The 16,678-nt window shown below is 69.1% G+C and carries 17 protein-coding genes and 1 pseudogene; 5 read left to right on the top strand and 13 right to left on the bottom strand.

The window, feature by feature from the left end:
* Positions 1-71: 71 nt before the first annotated feature.
* The 8 genes from KBY78_RS01590 to KBY78_RS01625 form a co-directional block, all read right to left on the bottom strand.
* Positions 72-347 (bottom strand): FmdB family zinc ribbon protein, encoded by a 276-nt coding sequence (locus KBY78_RS01590; RefSeq protein WP_255142049.1) that lies wholly within the window; start codon positions 345-347, stop codon positions 72-74.
* 88 nt (positions 348-435) lie between these two features.
* On the bottom strand, positions 436-1,641 hold the full coding sequence (gene fmdA / locus KBY78_RS01595; protein WP_255142050.1) for a formamidase: 1,206 nt from the start codon (positions 1,639-1,641) through the stop codon (positions 436-438).
* Positions 1,642-1,740: 99 nt separating this feature from the next.
* Positions 1,741-2,238, bottom strand: a complete 498-nt coding sequence (locus KBY78_RS01600; protein WP_255142051.1) for a hypothetical protein — start codon at positions 2,236-2,238, stop codon at positions 1,741-1,743.
* Positions 2,239-2,288: 50 nt separating this feature from the next.
* Entirely contained in the window at positions 2,289-3,041 is a 753-nt protein-coding gene (locus tag KBY78_RS01605) for an aminotransferase class IV (RefSeq protein ID WP_255142052.1), read from the bottom strand.
* A 62-nt stretch (positions 3,042-3,103) separates the two neighbouring features.
* Complete coding sequence (locus tag KBY78_RS01610; RefSeq protein ID WP_255142053.1) at positions 3,104-4,438, bottom strand: anthranilate synthase component I family protein; 1,335 nt, start codon at positions 4,436-4,438, stop codon at positions 3,104-3,106.
* Positions 4,435-5,103, bottom strand: a complete 669-nt coding sequence (gene queC, locus KBY78_RS01615) for a 7-cyano-7-deazaguanine synthase QueC (RefSeq protein WP_255142061.1) — start codon at positions 5,101-5,103, stop codon at positions 4,435-4,437. The genes KBY78_RS01610 and queC overlap by 4 nt, the downstream gene beginning before the upstream one ends.
* 102 nt (positions 5,104-5,205) lie before the next feature.
* Positions 5,206-7,215 carry a protein kinase domain-containing protein gene (locus KBY78_RS01620; protein ID WP_255142054.1) on the bottom strand — a complete coding sequence of 670 codons (2,010 nt, stop codon included), beginning with the start codon at positions 7,213-7,215 and terminating at the stop codon, positions 5,206-5,208.
* The gene (locus KBY78_RS01625; RefSeq protein ID WP_255142055.1) at positions 7,179-8,240 is read right to left on the bottom strand and encodes a cysteine synthase A; all 1,062 of its coding nucleotides are present in this window, start codon (positions 8,238-8,240) and stop codon (positions 7,179-7,181) included. The genes KBY78_RS01620 and KBY78_RS01625 overlap by 37 nt, the downstream gene beginning before the upstream one ends.
* Positions 8,241-8,341: 101 nt before the next feature.
* On the opposite strand from KBY78_RS01625, the gene egtB reads away from it, so the two are divergent.
* The 5 genes from egtB to KBY78_RS01650 all read left to right on the top strand — a co-directional run bounded on the left by egtB (position 8,342) and on the right by KBY78_RS01650 (position 12,236).
* A complete protein-coding gene (egtB, locus tag KBY78_RS01630) occupies positions 8,342-9,565 on the top strand; it encodes an ergothioneine biosynthesis protein EgtB (RefSeq protein WP_255142056.1) in 1,224 nt (407 codons plus the stop codon).
* 71 nt (positions 9,566-9,636) lie between these two features.
* The gene (gene egtD, locus KBY78_RS01635) at positions 9,637-10,611 is read left to right on the top strand and encodes an L-histidine N(alpha)-methyltransferase (protein WP_255142062.1); all 975 of its coding nucleotides are present in this window, start codon (positions 9,637-9,639) and stop codon (positions 10,609-10,611) included.
* Between the two features lie 21 nt (positions 10,612-10,632).
* Positions 10,633-10,857, top strand: a complete 225-nt coding sequence (locus tag KBY78_RS01640) for a hercynine metabolism small protein (RefSeq protein WP_006172911.1) — start codon at positions 10,633-10,635, stop codon at positions 10,855-10,857.
* A 25-nt stretch (positions 10,858-10,882) separates the two neighbouring features.
* Positions 10,883-11,419 carry a hercynine metabolism protein gene (locus KBY78_RS01645; protein WP_255142057.1) on the top strand — a complete coding sequence of 179 codons (537 nt, stop codon included), beginning with the start codon at positions 10,883-10,885 and terminating at the stop codon, positions 11,417-11,419.
* 16 nt (positions 11,420-11,435) lie between these two features.
* Positions 11,436-12,236: a YdcF family protein gene (locus KBY78_RS01650; RefSeq protein WP_006172907.1), complete on the top strand. Its 801-nt coding sequence runs from the start codon at positions 11,436-11,438 to the stop codon at positions 12,234-12,236.
* Between the two features lie 40 nt (positions 12,237-12,276).
* On the opposite strand, the gene KBY78_RS01655 is transcribed toward KBY78_RS01650, so the two are convergent.
* From KBY78_RS01655 to KBY78_RS01675, 5 genes and pseudogenes are all read right to left on the bottom strand, one after another.
* Entirely contained in the window at positions 12,277-12,540 is a 264-nt protein-coding gene (locus KBY78_RS01655) for a hypothetical protein (RefSeq protein ID WP_006172906.1), read from the bottom strand.
* A 47-nt stretch (positions 12,541-12,587) separates the two neighbouring features.
* Positions 12,588-14,108 carry a lysine--tRNA ligase gene (gene lysS / locus KBY78_RS01660; RefSeq protein WP_255142058.1) on the bottom strand — a complete coding sequence of 507 codons (1,521 nt, stop codon included), beginning with the start codon at positions 14,106-14,108 and terminating at the stop codon, positions 12,588-12,590.
* 58 nt (positions 14,109-14,166) lie between these two features.
* Entirely contained in the window at positions 14,167-14,973 is an 807-nt protein-coding gene (gene rpaB, locus KBY78_RS01665) for a response regulator transcription factor RpaB (RefSeq protein WP_255142059.1), read from the bottom strand.
* 129 nt (positions 14,974-15,102) lie between these two features.
* A complete protein-coding gene (locus tag KBY78_RS01670; RefSeq protein WP_050751590.1) occupies positions 15,103-16,428 on the bottom strand; it encodes a sugar ABC transporter substrate-binding protein in 1,326 nt (441 codons plus the stop codon).
* A 4-nt stretch (positions 16,429-16,432) separates the two neighbouring features.
* Positions 16,433-16,678 (bottom strand): annotated as a pseudogene (locus KBY78_RS01675) (rod shape-determining protein MreD); the annotation flags it as partial.

The following is a 16,678-nucleotide window of genomic DNA, read 5'->3' on the forward strand; positions in this document are numbered from 1 at the left end:
ATCGAATGCGCCTGGGCGTTGGCTCCCAGCAGGAGTCGACGCCCGGACCTGAACTCTCACTTCCGCGGGTGTCAGCAGCCTCGATTGAGCATCCAGGGACGGGTGCTGCTCTGCTTCAGCCGGGGCTTCGCCGTCGCCGGCTGAGCAACTTCTTTGCGCACCAGTCGCGGTTCCGATTGTTCCTGCTTCAGCCGTAAAGGGCCGGTGAGGGACATCACCGGCGTGAACACACGCTTTCCTTCCGCATCACAGGCAGGACAGTTCGTGTTGCTCTGGCGCTCATCGATGCTGCGCCAGACTTCATAGTTTTCGCAGCCGTTGGCGCAGCTGTATTCGTAGACAGGCATGGTGGGAGAAGACAGGGATCTTGGCAAAAGGATCGGCACAATACAAAGGGGGCCTGATGCTCAGGCCCCCCAGATTCACCCTGACTGATCAGCAGGGCAGAATATCCTGGTCGAAGATCGAGGTTGGGATGGCCAGGGTACAACAGGCATTGGGAATGTCGACGATGCCGCTGATTCGTCCCTCAACCGGCGCACAACTCAGCAGCAGGTACGCCTGCTCACCGGTGTAGCCGAACTTCTTGAGATATTCGATCGCATTGAGGCAGGCCCGCCGGTAGGCGATGTGCACGTCCATGTAGTACTGCTTGCCTTCGAACTCATCCACTGAAATCCCCTCAAACACGAGGTAATCAGTGAAGTGAGGCTCGACGGGGCTGGTCTTGAACATGGGATTGACCATCCCATACTTCTCCATGCCGCCCTTGATGATCTCCACATGCAGATCGAGGTAGCCCGACATCTCGATGGCGCCGCAGAAGGAGATTTCGCCATCCCCCTGGGAGAAGTGGATGTCTCCCATCGAGAGTTTGGCCCCTTCCACGTAGACGGGGAAGTAGATCTTCGTTCCTTTGGTGAGATTCTTGATGTCGCAGTTACCACCATGTTCCCGGGGAGGCACCGTGCGGGCCGCCTCATTGGCCACCCGCTCGAACTCCGAGCTGGGCAGAGTTCCGAGGATAGCGCTGTTGGGATTGGGCAGGGCCGCCAGCACCGGCTCACTGCCCGAGAGCCCGGCGCCATAGGTGCGGCGGTCCGAGGCGGGGTTCACCAGCTCGGTTTCACGCCGGTTCCACTCCCTCAGCAGCTCATGGGAGGGGGCGCAGCCGATCAGGCCGGGGTGGGTGATGCCAGCGAAGCGCACCCCGGGGATATGCCTGGAGCTGGTGTAGATCCCTTCGAAATCCCAGATGGCCTTGGCCGCCTTGGGGTAGTGATCCGTCAGGAAGCCGCCACCGTTTTCCTTGGCGAAGATTCCCGTGAAGCCCCATTCATCTCCCTGCAGGGCGCCGACATCAAGAATATCCACCACCAGGATGTCGCCGGGCTGGGCACCATTCACCCAGATCGGCCCACTCAGGACATGGACAACCTCGAGATTGACATCGGCGATGTCCTTGGGATCATCATTGTCCTTGATCTGGCCATCGGTCCAGTCCTTGCATTCGATCCTGAACACATCTCCCGGATTGACTGAAACCACTGCCGGGATGTCGGGATGCCAGCGGTTATGGCCCGGCATCTCCTGCTGGTCCATCGTCTTGGTGAGATCAACCTTGAACAGTGTTTTCGGCATCGAAAGGAGGGGATCGCTGCGGTTTTCAACCACATCCAACGCGAGCCCTCCAAGAGGAACAGTGTCATCGGCTACTGGACCCCGCGCTCAGCGGTCCGGTCACTGGCGTGCCGTGCTGTCATCGAAATCACCCCGGCGGCAGAGGTTGTCCCTGAGGCGAGCCGTCCAGGCCTGAGGCTCAAGGCCGCCACTGGCCTCGATCCGCCCATCAAAGTGATAAAGAATCTGCCATCGACTCTTGCCGCTCAGCTGAGCGGCCTCGGCAACGTCCGAGATGGGGTAGCCATAAACGTTGTCGTAGGCGGGCCAGCCGGGTGTGTCCTTGATGCTGCAGACGGCGTTGAGCGCATGCAGGCGTCCGTCCGCCGGCTGGCCAGGCCCATACAGACGGACGGCGCCCTTGTAGAGGCCATTGGACACCCCGGGCTTGAAGGTCTGGGCCAGCTCGACCCGGGTCCCCTCGACCTCCACCAGCGCATCCCCCAGCCGGGCGTTCTGAACGGCCACCTCTTTGGGCCCGCCGCAGGCCGAAAGCCCCGCCAGCAGCAACGCCAACCCCGGGATCACCGCTGCCGCCTCGACCCTCACGCTGCTCACCCGCTGATGACCAGACGCTATGACAACTGCCGGCGGCGATGGCCACTGGATCAGTCGTCAGCGAGCAACCCACGCCAGAACCGCTCCGGCTCCGGCCAGGTGGGCAGCACCTCCCCCGCCAGGGCCCGGATCGGCCGGCAGCCGAGGCTGTTGATCAGCAGCGCACCATGACGCAACTGAGGGGCTTCGATCGGCGCCGGAGCCTCCTGGGCCAGCCCCAGGGCCAGGGCCCTCGCCCGCATCACCCCGGGCAGGCAGCCACTGGCCAGGGGCGGAGTCCACCAGCCCCGGGAATGGCGCACGAGCAGGTTGGCGCTGGTGCCGCAGCAAAGCCCCCCGGCCGTGCTCTTCAGCAGCGCCTCCTGCTGCCCCGCCCGCTGGGCCTCCAATCGGGCCAGCACCGAAGCTCCATAGGCAAAGGTCTTGCAGGAGCTGAGCTGGCTGGCGGCATTGCGTCGCTCGAGCCGGCTCACCATCACCGAAACCGAGCTGAAATCAGGCCAAGCGGCACTGAGCTGCAACCAGAAGCGAGCAGGTCCGGGCGAGGGTTCGAGGCCACGCGCGCCATCGCCCCGGCTCCAGTTGAGGCGCAGGGCCCCGCCGCCGATCCCGCTGCGCTCGATCGCCTCGCGGGCCAGTACCGCCACCCGCTCCAGCTGCGGTGGGGGCTCAAGCCCCAGCACATCCGCCCCGCGCCGCCAGCGCTGAAGGTGCTGCGCCAGCAACCGGGGTCGCCCCCCCTCCACCAGCACCGTTTCGAACAGCCCATCGGCCAGGCTCAGGCCCCGATCCGAGAGCGGCACCGCCAGGCGGTCAGGGGCGCCCCAGCGGCCCCCGTCCGGTCCATCGATCCAGGCGATCGCGCTCAGGCCAGGGCCTCCAGCAGGGGATCCAGTTTCCAGGCCAGTTCCTCAGCCTCGGCGGCGGGGCTGGAATCGGCCACGATGCCGCAGCCGGCATGGGCGCGCAGGCGCCGCCCCCTGAGCATCAGGCTGCGGATGAGGATGTTGCTGTCGAAGCGGCCATCGGCCTCGAGCAGGAAGAGGGAGCCGCAGTAGGGCCCCCGGGGCACGGGCTCCAGGGCGCCCAGGCGCTGGCAGGCGCGCACCTTCGGGGCCCCGGTGATCGACCCGCCCGGCCAGCAGGCCCGCAGCAGGTCCACCAGATCGGCCTCCGGGCGCAGCGATCCCTCCACCACGGAGGTGAGATGGTGCACCTGGCGGTAACTCTCCAGCCCCAGCAGCTGCGGCACCCCGATCGAGCCGCTGCGGCAGACCCGGCCGAGGTCGTTGCGCAGCAGATCCACGATCATCACGTTCTCGGCCCGGTCCTTGGCGCTGGTGATCAGGTCGGCGGCGGCGGCGGCATCGGCCTCGGCGGCCGGGTGACGGGGCCGGGTGCCCTTGATCGGACGGGTCTCCACACGGCCATCGCCCTGCAGACGCAGAAAGCGCTCCGGAGAAGCGGAGAGCACCGCCTCGCCGTCCTGGCCGAGCGAAGCGATCGCCACCCCCCCGAAGGGTGCCGGGCAATGGCGCCTGAGTCGGCCGTAGAGCTCCAGGGGTGAGACCGGCTGTGGCAGCAGCAGTTCGCGGCAGGCGGTGAGATTGGCCTGGAACAGATCCCCGGCAGCGATCCACTCCCGCAGGGCCGTTACCTGATCTGCGAAGGCCTCCGGGGTGGTGTGCCAGTGCCAGTGTCCGGGCGGCAGCCCCGGAGAAGGCAGCGCTCCAGCCTCCCCCGGCCCCGGACCTTCAGGGCATGACTCGATCAAGGCTGCCATGTCCAGCAGCCGCCCCCGGTCGTCTCCCTCCAGCCAGAGACGCCGTTCATGAAGATCGAAGCGCAGCAGCGGGTCGTAGCGAGCGGCCCAGAGGGTGGCTGTGTCCGGAGAGCGCCAGTGGGAGCCTGGCTCCACCCAGGCTCCTGCCTCATAGCCCAGCCAGCCCAGCCAGGCCCCACCCGCTCCCAGGACACGCCGCAGGGCCGCGAAGGGATCGCTGGCCCCGGCCTCAGCCGGCAGCCCCCGGCACTCCAGCTGCTCCAGGGGCGCCAGGGCCAGGGTCGACGTGCGTCCCAGGGCCGTTCCATCCCCGTCCAGCCAGACCAGACCCTCGAGGCCGCGCTGCTGGGCCAGCCGGTTCACCAGGGGCCAGGGTTCCCGCCACGGCAGGGGGCGGATCAGACGCTCCCGGCTCATCCAGGTCCGCGGCTGGCCAGTTCGGGATGGCCGGCATCCCGCAGGGCGGCATCGCGGATGCGGCAGCTGTCGCAGCGGCCGCAGGGGACGGTCCCGCCGGCATAACAGCTCCAGGTGCGCTCGATCGGCAGCCGCAGCCGCAGGGCCTCCTCAACGATCCGGGTCTTGCTCCAGCTCAGCAGCGGTGCCCAGAGCTGGGCCCCCTGGCCCTCCCGGCCGGCCTTGCTGGCCAGGTCCGCCAGGCTCTGAAACGCGGCGAGGTAGTCGGGACGGCAATCGGGGTAGCCCGAATAATCCACCGCATTCACCCCCAGCACCAGCCGGGAGGCCCCCCGGGCCTCGGCCAGGCTGAGCCCCAGGGCAATGAAGACCGTGTTCCGGCCAGGCACATAGGTGGGAGGGATCACCCCCTCAACCACGCCTGCGCCGGGCAGGGCGATGTCGGGATCGGTGAGGGCCGAGCCGCCCCAGGCGGCCAGGTTCACGGCGATGGTGTGGTGCTCGATCAGGCCGAGCACGGACGCCAGCAGGGCGGCAGCCTCCAGCTCCTGGCGGTGACGCTGGCCGTAATCGAACGACAGACCGATCACCCGGTAGCCCGCCTCGATCGCCAGGGCCGCGGCCGTGGCCGAATCAAGGCCGCCGGAGAGCAGGGCCACGGCCAGCGGTGCCGGAGAACCTGGATCCAGGGCTGCCGGGGCGGAGGGCAAAGGGATGGCGCCGATCAACGCTGCGCAGGGGCTTGGACATCCATTGTGAAGCTCTGCTCAGCGAGCCTGGGGCGAGACGCTCTCCGGGGGAGAAGGCGCCTGCGGCTGGGGAGGGCGGCGCTGGTCGGGCTCAGGGGTGACAGGAGCTGACGGCTGCTGGCGGGAGGGTGTCTCCTCCGGCTGGCTCTCAGGCTCCGGGCGCTCAGCAGGCTCCTGCGGGCTCGGCACAGGCGGGGGAGGGTCGGCCCGCAGCGACAGGGTGATGAAGGCAGGGGCCACACCTTCATTGCTGATCAACAGCTGGGCCTGATTACCGGGCACCACCCCCAGGCTCACCACCCGCAGGGGACCTTTGGGCTCGAGCAGATTCCCCTGGGCGTCGAAGATGCTCATCTGCATCAGCGGGGAGCCATTGACCCCCAGCACCAGCTGGTGGCCCCTGGGGATGCGAATCGGGAACACCCGGGCGCCGTTGGCCTCCAGTTCCGCCGACTGCACCCGGGCCTGACCGGGGGTGGCCAGAATCGGCTCGACCCGCAGGCTCTCCAGGGTCTGCTGGGCGGCGGCATACCAGAGCTGGCGGAAGGGCTCGGGTGGAATGTCCATGCTGGATCGGCCCGGCAGCAGAGCCTGGGCATTGCCGGAGACCAGCTGGCGCAGCACCGGTGCGCTCAGGCCCTGGGCGGCAAGACGCCGCTGCTGGCCCTCCCAGTCGGAGGCGCTGAAACTGCCGAGCTTGCGGCGCACGGCGATCGGCAGCTGCTCCACCCGGGCCAACCACTCCTCCGCCAGTTCATTCCAGACCTTGCGCAGGGGGGAATCCTCCAGCGCATCACTGGGCAGCCGCCCTCCCCGCTCGGGGAACTGGGCCATCAGGTTGGCGTCCACCAGGTTGAGAAACCAGCCACGGTCGACCTGCAGAGCCCTCAGGCGGTTGAGCAACTCCTGGCGCTGATCCACTTCCCCAGGCGGCAAGCTGGCAGTGAGTGGGCGCTGGGGGGTTTCCCTGACCTCCTCGCTGGGAGCCTTGCCGCGGCCGAGCAACCACCAGCCCAGGCTGATGCCGACCACGGCCGAGAACACCAGGGCCATCACCACCGGCCAGAGACGGCCTTCCACGGCCTCGTCCTTGACCTGCTGGCGGCTGCGCAGAACAGCGACAGGCGGCGTGGGAGCAGGAGCGCGGGGAGGCTCAACTGGCGGCGGCACAGACGGTGGCACCAGGGCAACGGTGCGGTCGGCCCGGGCCACGGGGCCGAGGCTCTCGGGCATCGGCAGCTCCTGAAAGGCCTCCAGCGCCTGGGACGCCGTGGCAAAGCGCTGATCGGGATCGGAGCTCAGCAACCGCTCCAGCGGCTCCCGCAGGGCCGGATCGAGCTGGTCGGCAGCGGGCCAGCTCCAGGCGAGGGTTGTTGGATCGAGCAGGGCCGCCGGCTCATCCCCAGTGAGCAGCACCAGCGCCACGACCCCCAGGGCGTGAAGGTCCATCCAGGGCTGCACGGGTTCGCCGCGGCCCAGCTCCGCCGGCGCATAGCCGGGCGTGGCCCCGCCGGCGGGAGCCTCGATGGAACCATCGCGCACCAGGCCGAAATCGAGCAGCACCGGCAGGCCATCGCGGTCGCGGCGCAGCAGATTGGCCGGACTGAGATCGCCATGGACCAGGTCCTGGCCATGGAGGGCCGCCAGCACCGGCAGCAGCTGCCGCACCAGCAGCAGCACCTCCCCTGCCCCGAAGACCAGCTGACGCTCGCGCCGCGCCTCCAGCAGCTCCCTGTAGGTGGGTCCCCCCTGCCACTCGCGCACCAACCAGAGCTCATCCCCCCGAGGAATGGCTTCACCGATGCGGGGGATCTGGGGATGGAGCACCCCCTGCAGGCGGCTCCAGAGCTGCCGCCAGTGCTCCTGGTCCTGCTCGGGGCCCAGCTGGCGCAGGGCCATCAGCGCCCCGCCCGCCAGCTGATCGCTGGCGCGCCAGAGCACCCCCTGGGGGCTGCGGCTGAGCTCCGCCTCCAGGCGGTAGCGATCCGCGATCAGCAGACCTGGCTCGGCGGTTTGAGCGGGATCCATAAGGCCGGAACCCGCTCTCGGCGGGGCTGGCTCAGTCCGCGGGAGGCCAGCCAGTCGGCATCGTAGAGGCGGGAGCGGTAGCGATCACCGCTGTCGCAGAGCACGGTGACGATCGTGTGGCCGGGCCCGAGCCGGCGGGCCGTTTCCACCGCCGCCGCCACGTTGATGCCCACCGAGCCGCCCATGAACAGCCCTTCCCGCCAGAGCAACTGGTAGATGGTCTCGAGGGCGCTCTGGTCGTCGATGCGCACCGCATCGTCGATCGGTGCCCCCTCGAGGTTGGCGGTGACGCGGCTGTTGCCGATGCCCTCGGTGATCGAGCTGCCCTCGGCCTTCAGCCCGGCGCCGGTGGCCCAGGCATGGAGGGCGCTGCCGTGGGGATCGGCCAGCACGCAGCGCACCCGCTCGGAGCGCTCCTTCAGGAACAGGGCCACGCCGGCATAGGTGCCGCCGGTGCCGGTGGCCGACACCCAGGCGTCGATGCGGCCGCCGGTCTGCTCCCAGATCTCAGGGCCGGTGCTGGCGTAGTGGGCGCGGCGGTTGGCCAGGTTGTCGAACTGATTGGCCCAGATGGCACCCGGGATTTCGGCGGCGATGCGGCCCGAGAGCTTCACGTAGTTGTTGGGGTCGCGGTAGGGCACCGCCGGGACGGTGCGCACCTCCGCGCCAAGGCTGCGCAGCAGCCCGATCTTCTCAGCCGACTGGGTGTCGGGGATGACGATCAAGCTGCGGTAGCCGCGGGCATTGCAGAGGTGGGTGAGGCCGATGCCGGTGTTGCCGGCCGTGCCTTCGACCACGGTGCCGCCCGGTTGCAGAGCTCCCGACTCCTCCGCTTCCAGCAGGATGCCGAGGGCAGCGCGGTCTTTGACGGAGCCCCCGGGGTTCATGAACTCCGCCTTGCCGAGGATCTCGCAGCCGGTCAGATCGCTGAGCAGGCGCAGACGAATCAGGGGGGTGTTGCCGACGGCTTCAACAAAACCCTGGCTGATGCCTGCCTGGGTGCAGGATCCCTGGCGGATGCCCATGGCGGCGGCTTTGTCGCAACGGTGGTCTGTGGCCGATCGTAAGGGGGTCAGCCGCGACCGCCGATCCCCACTAGGCTCCACCCCAGCTCGCTTCCCATGCCATGGCTTCCGCGGCTCCAAGCGCGGCCCTGCTGGAGCGGCTGGGGACGATCCGCCGCCGCAGCGAAGAGCTGGTGGCCGATCTGGAGCCTGAAGACCTCTGCCTGCAGGGCATGGCCGACGCCAGCCCGCCCAAGTGGCATCTCGGCCACACCACCTGGTTCTTCGAGACCTTCCTGCTCCAACCCCACTTGCCCGGCTATGAGCCCGCCGACAGCCGCTGGGGCTTTCTGTTCAATTCCTATTACGACGCGATCGGCGAGCGCCACCCCCGCCCCCAGCGGGGCCTGCTCTCCCGTCCACCGATGCGTGAGGTGATGGCCTGGCGGCGGCGGGTGGATGCCGGACTGAAGGATCTGCTGGAGCGGCTGGTCCGGCAACCCCAGGCCACGGCGGAGCCTGTGCTGGAGCTGCTGGAGCTGGGGCTGCAGCACGAACAGCAGCACCAGGAGCTGCTGCTGATGGATCTGCTCGACGGCTTCAGCCGTAACCCCCTGGAGCCCGCCTACCGCCAGCCGGCCGGGCTCCCCGGCGAAGCGGCGGAGCCGCTGGAGTGGATCGAGCATCCGGGCGGCCTGGTGGAGATCGGCGCGGGCCCCGAGGGCGGCTTCCACTTCGACAACGAGGCGCCACGTCACCGTCACTGGCTGGAGCCCCATGCGATTGCCAGCCGGCTGGTGCGCAATGGCGAATTCGCGGCCTTCATTGCCGCAGGGGGGTACCGCCGGCCGGAGCTGTGGATGAGCGAAGGCTGGGCCCTGGTGCAGGAGCGCGGCTGGCGGGCGCCCCGCTACTGGCGCGGCTCTGAACACGACGGCTGGAACTGGGAGTTCAGCCTGGAAGGGAGGCGGCCCCTGCGTCCGGAGGCGCCGGTGCGGCATCTGAGCTGGTTCGAGGCCGACGCCTACGCCCGCTGGGCCGGAGCCCGCCTGCCCACGGAAGCCGAGTGGGAATCCGCGGCCCGGGGCGGCCACCCCGCTTTGCGGGAGCTGGAGGGTCAGGTGTGGCAGTGGACCGCCAGCGCCTACCGTCCCTATCCGGGCTTCACGCCGGCCGCCGGCGCAGTGGGTGAATACAACGGCAAATTCATGAGTTCCCAGATGGTGCTGCGCGGCGGCAGCGACTTCACCCCGCCCGGTCACAGCCGCCTCAGCTACCGCAACTTCTTCCCGCCCGCCAGCCGCTGGATGGCCAGCGGCCTCCGCCTGGCCCAGGAGCGGCGATGAGCAGCCAGTCCGGCCTCAGGCCCCGGCTGGCGACACCAGCGGCACCGCGGTCGCCGGACCCTGCCATCACCATGCTCGATCTGCATCCAGCCCCGGCCGACATGGCCCGGCTGGTGATCGAGGGGCTGAGCCGCACACCCAAGCAGCTCCCGGCCTGGTTTCTCTACGACAACGAGGGCTCCCGCCTGTTCGACGCCATCTGCGAACAACCGGAATACGGCCTCACCCGCACTGAAACCGCCCTGCTCAGCCGCCATGCCCCCGCCATGGCCGCGGCCATGGGCGAGGGTGTGCTGGTGGAGTTCGGCGCCGGCAGCGCCCGCAAGGTCTCGCCGCTGCTGGAGGCCCTGGCCCCGCCGGCCTACGTGGCCCTCGACATCAGCGCCGAGCATCTGCAGCAGGCCTGCCGCAACCTGCAGCAACGCCACCCCAGCATCCCGGTGCTGGGCATCTGCTGCGACTACAGCCAGCTCCAGCAGCTGCCGGAGCAGCCCCTGCTGGCGGGGCAGCGGCGGCTCGGCTTCTACCCCGGCAGCTCCCTGGGCAACTTCGATCCCGACGAAGCCGTGACCCTGCTGGGCCAGTTCGCACGCCTGCTGGGGAGCGATGGGCGGCTGCTGATCGGCATCGACCAGCCGCGCTCGGCGGCGGCGCTGGAAGCGGCCTACAACGACCGGGCCGGCCACTCCGCCGCCTTCGCCCGCAACCTGCTGGTGCGGCTCAACCGGGAGCTCGCGGGCAGCTTCGATCCCGGCAGCTTCCGCTATGAGGCCCACTGGCAGGCACAGGACTCCCGCATCGCCATGGCCCTGGTGAGCGAGCGGGACCAGCAGGTGAGCCTCGATGGAACACGCTGGCGGTTCGCCGCCGGCGAAGCCCTGATCACCGAGTACAGCCATAAGTACAGCCCGGAGGCTTTCACCGCCCTGGCGGCGGCGGCGGGTTGGCGCTCCCTGGAGCGCTGGGGCGCCGACGACGGCAGCTTCAGCCTGCACCTGCTGCAACCAGCGGCATCAGGTGCCGAACCAGGCAGACTCAGCATCTGATCAGCAGCGAGAAGACCGGCGATGAGCAGGGACGACCAGCGTCGGGCGATGCGCGAGACCCGCGAAGGCCTGATTGAGCAACTGGAGCAGCTCTACCGCGAGGCTTTCGATCGCATCGGTGAACGGGATCTCGGCGAAGGGGCCATCGCCCGCCTCACCCAGCTGCTGCTGCGCTCCCGCGAAGCGGCGATCACGCCCCTGGAGGAAGAGATCGAAGCCCCCCTGATCACCCGTGCCCCGGAGTGAACCCTCCTTTGACCGTGACACGCCCATGAGCAGCAGCTGGTTCGAGCAGTTGGAGTCGCAGCTGGAGCAGCAGCTGGAGGCCTTCCTCGGCAGCCATCCAGGCCAGCAGGAGCTGCTGGAGCTGGAGGAGCTGCTGGAGCGCCAACGTCGCCTGCGCCGGCGGCGCCTGCAGATCCAGGCCCAGGCCGAGCAGCTGCGCCAGGCCTTGCTGCAGATCGCCGGCGAGATCACCCAGTGGCAGGAGCGGGTGCGGCGGGCGAGGGCCGCCGGTGCCCAGGAGCTGGCTGGACGGGCCGAGGCCCATCAGGGTCAGCTGATGGGCCAGGGGCGCGACCGCTGGCAGCTGCTGGGGGAGCTGGGCAAGGAATTCGCCCGGGTGGAGCAGGAGTTGCAGGAGCTGGAGCAGCGACAGCAGGCCCGCCCCAAGCCCTCCGGCAAGCCCGCCAGAGAACCAGTGGGCGACCCAGCGACCGGTCCCGACCTGGAGCGCGCCTGGGCCGATTTCGAGTCGCGCCAGGAGCTGGAGGAGCTGCGGCGCCGCTCCCGGCCCGCCGGCCCCTGAGCAGGAGCTCCCTCCCATGGGCTTTCTGCTCTCGAAATTGCTGCCGCAACTGCTCTATCCGCTGAGCCTGGGCCTGCTGCTGGCTCTGGCCGGCCTGCTGGTGGGGCCGCGGCGCCGCTGGAGCGGCCCCCTGGGGGGCCTTGGCCTGGCCATGCTCTGGATCAGCGCCATGCCGCTCACCGCCAGGGAACTGGTCTGGGGGCTGGAGGCCCGCAGTGCCCGCCTGACGCCCGCGCCCGTACCCCGGGGCGACGCCATCGTGGTGCTGGGCGGAGGCCTGCGGGCGGCGTTGCCCCCCAGGGCCGGAGTGGAGGTGAACGAGGCTGGCGACCGGCTGCTGAGCGGGATCCGGCTGCTGCGGGACCAGCGGGCGCCCCTGCTGCTGCTGAGCGGAGGCCGGGTGAGCTTCAGCGGCGGGGATCCCGCCCCAGCTGAAGCCATCAGCGCCCGCAGCCTGGCGCTGGAGCTGGGTGTCCCGGCGGATCGCCTTCTGGTCAGTGATCAGGCCAGGACCACCGCCGAGGAGGCGAGGGATCTGCGGCGGATCGGCCAATCCCGCGGCTGGAGCACGGTGCTGCTGGTGACCAGCGCCCTGCACATGCCCAGGGCCCTGGCCAGCTTCCGCCGCCAGAGCGGGCTCCAGGTGGTGCCGGTGGCCTGCGACTACCTGCTGCCGGCCCGTGATCAGCTCGGCAGGCCCACCGCCGGATCGGTGCTGCTGTCGCTCTGGCCCGACGCCGGCTCACTGCTGCTGAGCAGCCTCGCCATCAAGGAGCACCTCGGCCTGCTCGTGTACCGCCTGAGGGGCTGGAGCTGAACAGCTGGGCTGAAGGGGGCGGCCGGTCGTTGGAGCAGGCTTACTTCTTCGGAGCGGGGGGCTCCAGGCTCACCCCTTCTGGAGGAGGAGTGGGATCGGGATCGGCGATCAGCATGTGCTGCAGGACGATCTCGGGCCGCTCACTGTCGCGCCAGCGGATGCGGTAAGCGGGCATCTTGGTGCCACGGCTGGTGGTCTGCTCAACAGGCTCCATCACCCAGCCCCGGCGGGAGCGACCCTGAGGATTGCGCTTGACCACCGCATCCGCGTGTTTGAAGCGGAAACCGACGCGCTCACCGCTCATGGGCTGGGGGATAGTCCGAGTACGGTTAATTATCTCATTGCGCCGGTTCAGCCCACCGGCGGCACCGCTTCCGGCCGTAGCAGGGGGAAAGCGATCACGTCGCGGATGCTCGGGCTGTCGGTGAGCAGCATCGCCAGCCGATCGATGCCGATGCCCAGTCCGCCGGTGGGGGGCATGCCCACTTCGAGGGCATGGAGGAAGTCTTCGTCGACCCCATGGGCCTCCAGATCACCCGCCGCACGGCGCTCCTGCTGGGCTTCCAGCCGCCGGCGCTGGTCGATCGGATCAATCAACTCACTGAAGGCGTTGGCGGTTTCACGGCCCACGATGAACAGCTCGAAGCGCTCGACCAGCCCGGGCTTGCTGCGGTGAGCGCGGGCGAGGGGGGAGTTCTCCACCGGGTAGTCGGTCACGAAGGTGGGCTGAATCAGCGAGTCCTCCACCCGTTGCTCGAAGGCTTCGTTGAGCAGTCGACCCACGCTGTCGGCCGCCTCAGGCACCTCCAGGCCCGCGGCGGCCATGGCGGCAGCGGCCTGCTCGCGGCTGCTGAAGCCGTTGAAATCCAGGCCCGTGGCCAGCTCCACCAGCTCATGCATGGTGGCCCGCCGCCAGGGGGGGGTCAGGTCGATGGCGGTGCCCTGATACTCGATGGCCGTGGTGCCGCACACCTGCTGGCAGACCGAGGCGATCAGCTCCTCGGTGAGCACCATCATGTCGGTGTAATCGGCGTAGGCCTGATAGATCTCGACCGTGGTGAACTCAGGGTTGTGGCGCGTGCTCACCCCTTCGTTGCGGAAGATGCGGCCCAGTTCGTAGACCCGCTCGAAACCGCCCACCACCAGGCGCTTGAGGTGCAGTTCGGTGGCGATCCGCAGCACCAGGGGCAGATCGAGGGTGTTGTGGTGGGTGGTGAAGGGCCGGGCGTCGGCGCCACCGGCCTCGGCGTTGAGGACCGGCGTTTCGATCTCCAGGAACTGGCGCTCATCCAGCCAGCGGCGGATGCCGCTCACCAGCAGGGCCCGGCGGCGGAAGGTCTCGCGGGTCTGGGGGGAGACCACCAGATCGAGGTAGCGCTGGCGGTAACGCTTCTCCACGTCCGCCAGGCCGTGCCACTTGTCGGGGAGTGGCTGCAGGGCCTTGGTCAGCATCTGCCAGCCGGTCACCTTCACCGAGAGCTCGCCCCGGTCGGTGCGGCGCAGACTTCCGCTCACTCCGATCCAGTCGCCGGCGTCCACCAGGGTGGTGAGCTGGGTGAAGGCCTCGGGCTGATCCGGCAGGGCCGCCGCCAGGGTGGCCTTCTCGATGAACAGCTGGATCGGGCCGGTCTCATCGAGCAGGGTGAAGAAGGCCAGCTTGCCCATCACCCGGCGGGTCATCACCCGCCCGGCCACCGAAACCCGCTCATCCCGCTCCTGACCGTTGGCCAGATCGGCATGCAGACGCTGCAGCTCAGCGTGGCGGTGGCTGGGGTCGAAGCGCAGGCCATAGGGTCCCTGGCCCAGGCCCCTGAGGACCTCAGCCTTCTCCAGTCGGGCCTGCTCCAGGCGGTTGAAGCGCGTCTCCGGCAAGGGGACAGATCTCAGACAGGAGACCCATCCTGAAGGACCGAGGGCTTCAGGCCGTGTCTCAGGCCGTGGCCGCAACGGCCGCCTCGGCCATCCGCTGGGAGGCATAGCCGGTGCCTCGCACCGTGAGGATCAGCTCGGGGTTGCGCGGATCGGGCTCGAGCTTGCCGCGCAGGCGGGCCACATAGACATCGACCACGCGCAGGTCGGCGGCACGGCGGGGGGGATAGCCCCAGAGCTGCTCGAGGATCTCGGCCCGCGGCACAACCCGGCCGGGGTCACGGAAGAGCAGCTCCAGCAGGCTGAATTCGGTGTAGGTGAGGCCGATACGCTCACCCTCGCGGGTGACCTGGCGGCGGTTGGTGTCGACGACCAGATCCCCCACCCGCAACACCCCCTGCCCAGCAGGCACATCGCGGGGTTCGGCTGCTGCGGAGCCCCTGCCCACCCGCCGCAGGATGGTGGCGATGCGGGCCTCGAGCTCCTTGGGGCTGAACGGCTTGGGCAGGTAGTCGTCGGCGCCGAGATCCAGGCCGGCCACCCGCTCGGCAATGGCATCAAGTGCCGAGAGAAAGATGATCGGCACGCAGGATTCAGCACGCAGCCTGCGGCAGACAGCGAAGCCATCCAGCTTGGGCAGCATCACATCGAGCACCACCAGGTCGGGCTGCTCGTCGTGGAAGAGGGAAAGGGCCTGCTCACCGTCCTCGGCGCAGACCACCCGGTAGCCGGCCAGCTGCAGGCGCATCACCAGCACACGGCGCACGGTGGCTTCGTCGTCGACCACCAGCACGGTGGCGCAGGGTTCTGACGAAGACTCCGGGGAAGACACACCCTGCAGCTGCTGGGGATCCGCTTCCAGGGGCATCGGAGTCCAGTCATGAAGAAAAGCAACCCTACCTTGTGGGGCTGTTACAGAGCGACCAACGCTCAGCCTCTGCGCGGGGACTCAGTCAAGACTTAATGATTTATTCATGAAGTCTGGAGGGGCGCCCAGTCAGGGCCAGCGGGCTTCGGCATACACGTTCCAGTCGCGCTCCGCTTCCGCCAGCGCCTGATCACTCTCGATCTGGCCAAGCATCGCCCGCTGCAGCTGGCGGTAAAGAATCGCCTGCAACCTCTTCACCCCGGGGGTGGCGGGCACCAGCACCCGCGCCCGGCCGAGGGTCTCCACCGACTGCAGTCGCGCCTGCCGCACCAGCCGCTCCTGGGCATCGGCGGGCGTCTGCTGGCGCAATCCCTGCTCGATGCTCTTCAGGGCCTGCCGCGCCGAAGGCAGCACCCGGGCTTCCTCGGCAAAGCGGGCCTGGTTGGCGGCATTGGTGAGGTAGAGGGCAAAACTGAGCGCCTGCTTCGCTTTGGTGCTCTGGCGAGAGACGGCCAGGTTCATCACCGCCACGTTCGCCAGCCCGTCGGGGCCCGTCAGCGGCGGCCCCGGCCGGGTGACGGCGGCAATGCCGGGGGCATTGGTCTGAATGCTGCGCAGGAACTCGGCGCCGCTGGAGAGCAGGGCCAGTTCACCACTCTGGTAGAGCTCCACGGCCCGGCGGTAGCCCTGGCTCACCACCTCCCGCGGCAGCAGGCCCCGCCGGTAGAGGTCGCTCCAGAAGGCGAAGGCCCGGCGACCCGCCGGGGAGTTGAAAGCGGCGCGCTGGCGCTGATCCTGCAGGGTCACCCCCATCTGCACCATCGACTCCAGCAGCTCGGCGGAATCGTCGGGCACCACCGTGACGAACAGGGCGTATTTGCCGGTGCGGCGCCTGACCGCCTCGGCGAAGGCCGGCACCTCCTCCCAGCGGCTGGGCGGCTGGCTGTAACCCGCCCGGGTGAGCAGGTCGCTGTTGCTCAGGGAGATCCGCGCCGTGAGGTACCAGGGAATGGCGAACTGCCCGCCGTCCTGGCGGCTGGCCTGCCAGATCAGGGGCAGGTAGGTGGCAGCGGCATCCGGGGGCAGGAGCGGATCCAGATCCATCAGCCCTCCCTTGCTGGCGAGGTTGGCCGCGAACAGCGGGTTCAGGTTCACCACATCCGGCGCCGTGCGGGCGAACACCGCCGCCAGCAGCTTGCGCTCCACCGACCCCCAGGGCACATCGGTCCAGCGCACTTTGAGGCCAGGATTCTCCCGTTCCCAGGCGGCGATCACCCCACGCAGGTAGTCATTGAACTTGGGGGCCAGATCAAGGGTCCAGAACTGCAGCTCCGGTCCGCTGGGGCGACGGACCCCGCAGCCGGCCAGCAACGCGAGCAGGGCGCTGCCCATCAGCTCACGCCGGCTCCAGCGGCGCCCGGGATTGAAGGGCCGATCCAGCACCGGTTTCGTCATCCCATCACCCCCGCGCGCTGGCACTGTGCCGTCGCCAGAGCAACAGCAGCAACGAACAGATCATCGGTGCCAGCAGGGCCGTGACCAACACCTGCGCCAGCAGGGTGTGCAGGCTTGCAGCCGTGAGCAGTGCCGCCCAGCCGCTGCCCGCCTGGCGCTGCAGCAGCACACTCAGCCCCAGCAGCGCGCTGCCGAGCATGGCCAGCAGGCCGAGGCTGAAGCTGCGTTCGATCGGCGGGCCCCGCCGCCG

The organism is Synechococcus sp. EJ6-Ellesmere, assembly GCF_024345875.1.
In the GTDB taxonomy this organism is placed as follows: Bacteria; Cyanobacteriota; Cyanobacteriia; order PCC-6307; family Cyanobiaceae; genus Regnicoccus_A; species Regnicoccus_A antarcticus.

Excerpts from the sequence above, each read along its gene's own strand:
- KBY78_RS01590 (WP_255142049.1), bottom strand. The coding sequence starts at position 347 with ATGCCTGTCTACGAATACAGCTGCGCCAACGGCTGCGAAAACTATGAA.
- fmdA (WP_255142050.1), bottom strand. The coding sequence starts at position 1,641 with ATGCCGAAAACACTGTTCAAGGTTGATCTCACCAAGACGATGGACCAG.
- KBY78_RS01610 (WP_255142053.1), bottom strand. The coding sequence starts at position 4,438 with ATGAGCCGGGAGCGTCTGATCCGCCCCCTGCCGTGGCGGGAACCCTGG.
- KBY78_RS01620 (WP_255142054.1), bottom strand. The coding sequence starts at position 7,215 with ATGGATCCCGCTCAAACCGCCGAGCCAGGTCTGCTGATCGCGGATCGC.
- KBY78_RS01625 (WP_255142055.1), bottom strand. The coding sequence starts at position 8,240 with ATGGGCATCCGCCAGGGATCCTGCACCCAGGCAGGCATCAGCCAGGGT.
- egtB (WP_255142056.1), top strand. The coding sequence starts at position 8,342 with ATGGCTTCCGCGGCTCCAAGCGCGGCCCTGCTGGAGCGGCTGGGGACG.
- egtD (WP_255142062.1), top strand. The coding sequence starts at position 9,637 with ATGCTCGATCTGCATCCAGCCCCGGCCGACATGGCCCGGCTGGTGATC.
- KBY78_RS01640 (WP_006172911.1), top strand. The coding sequence starts at position 10,633 with ATGAGCAGGGACGACCAGCGTCGGGCGATGCGCGAGACCCGCGAAGGC.
- KBY78_RS01645 (WP_255142057.1), top strand. The coding sequence starts at position 10,883 with ATGAGCAGCAGCTGGTTCGAGCAGTTGGAGTCGCAGCTGGAGCAGCAG.
- KBY78_RS01650 (WP_006172907.1), top strand. The coding sequence starts at position 11,436 with ATGGGCTTTCTGCTCTCGAAATTGCTGCCGCAACTGCTCTATCCGCTG.
- KBY78_RS01655 (WP_006172906.1), bottom strand. The coding sequence starts at position 12,540 with ATGAGCGGTGAGCGCGTCGGTTTCCGCTTCAAACACGCGGATGCGGTG.
- rpaB (WP_255142059.1), bottom strand. The coding sequence starts at position 14,973 with ATGCCCCTGGAAGCGGATCCCCAGCAGCTGCAGGGTGTGTCTTCCCCG.
- KBY78_RS01670 (WP_050751590.1), bottom strand. The coding sequence starts at position 16,428 with ATGACGAAACCGGTGCTGGATCGGCCCTTCAATCCCGGGCGCCGCTGG.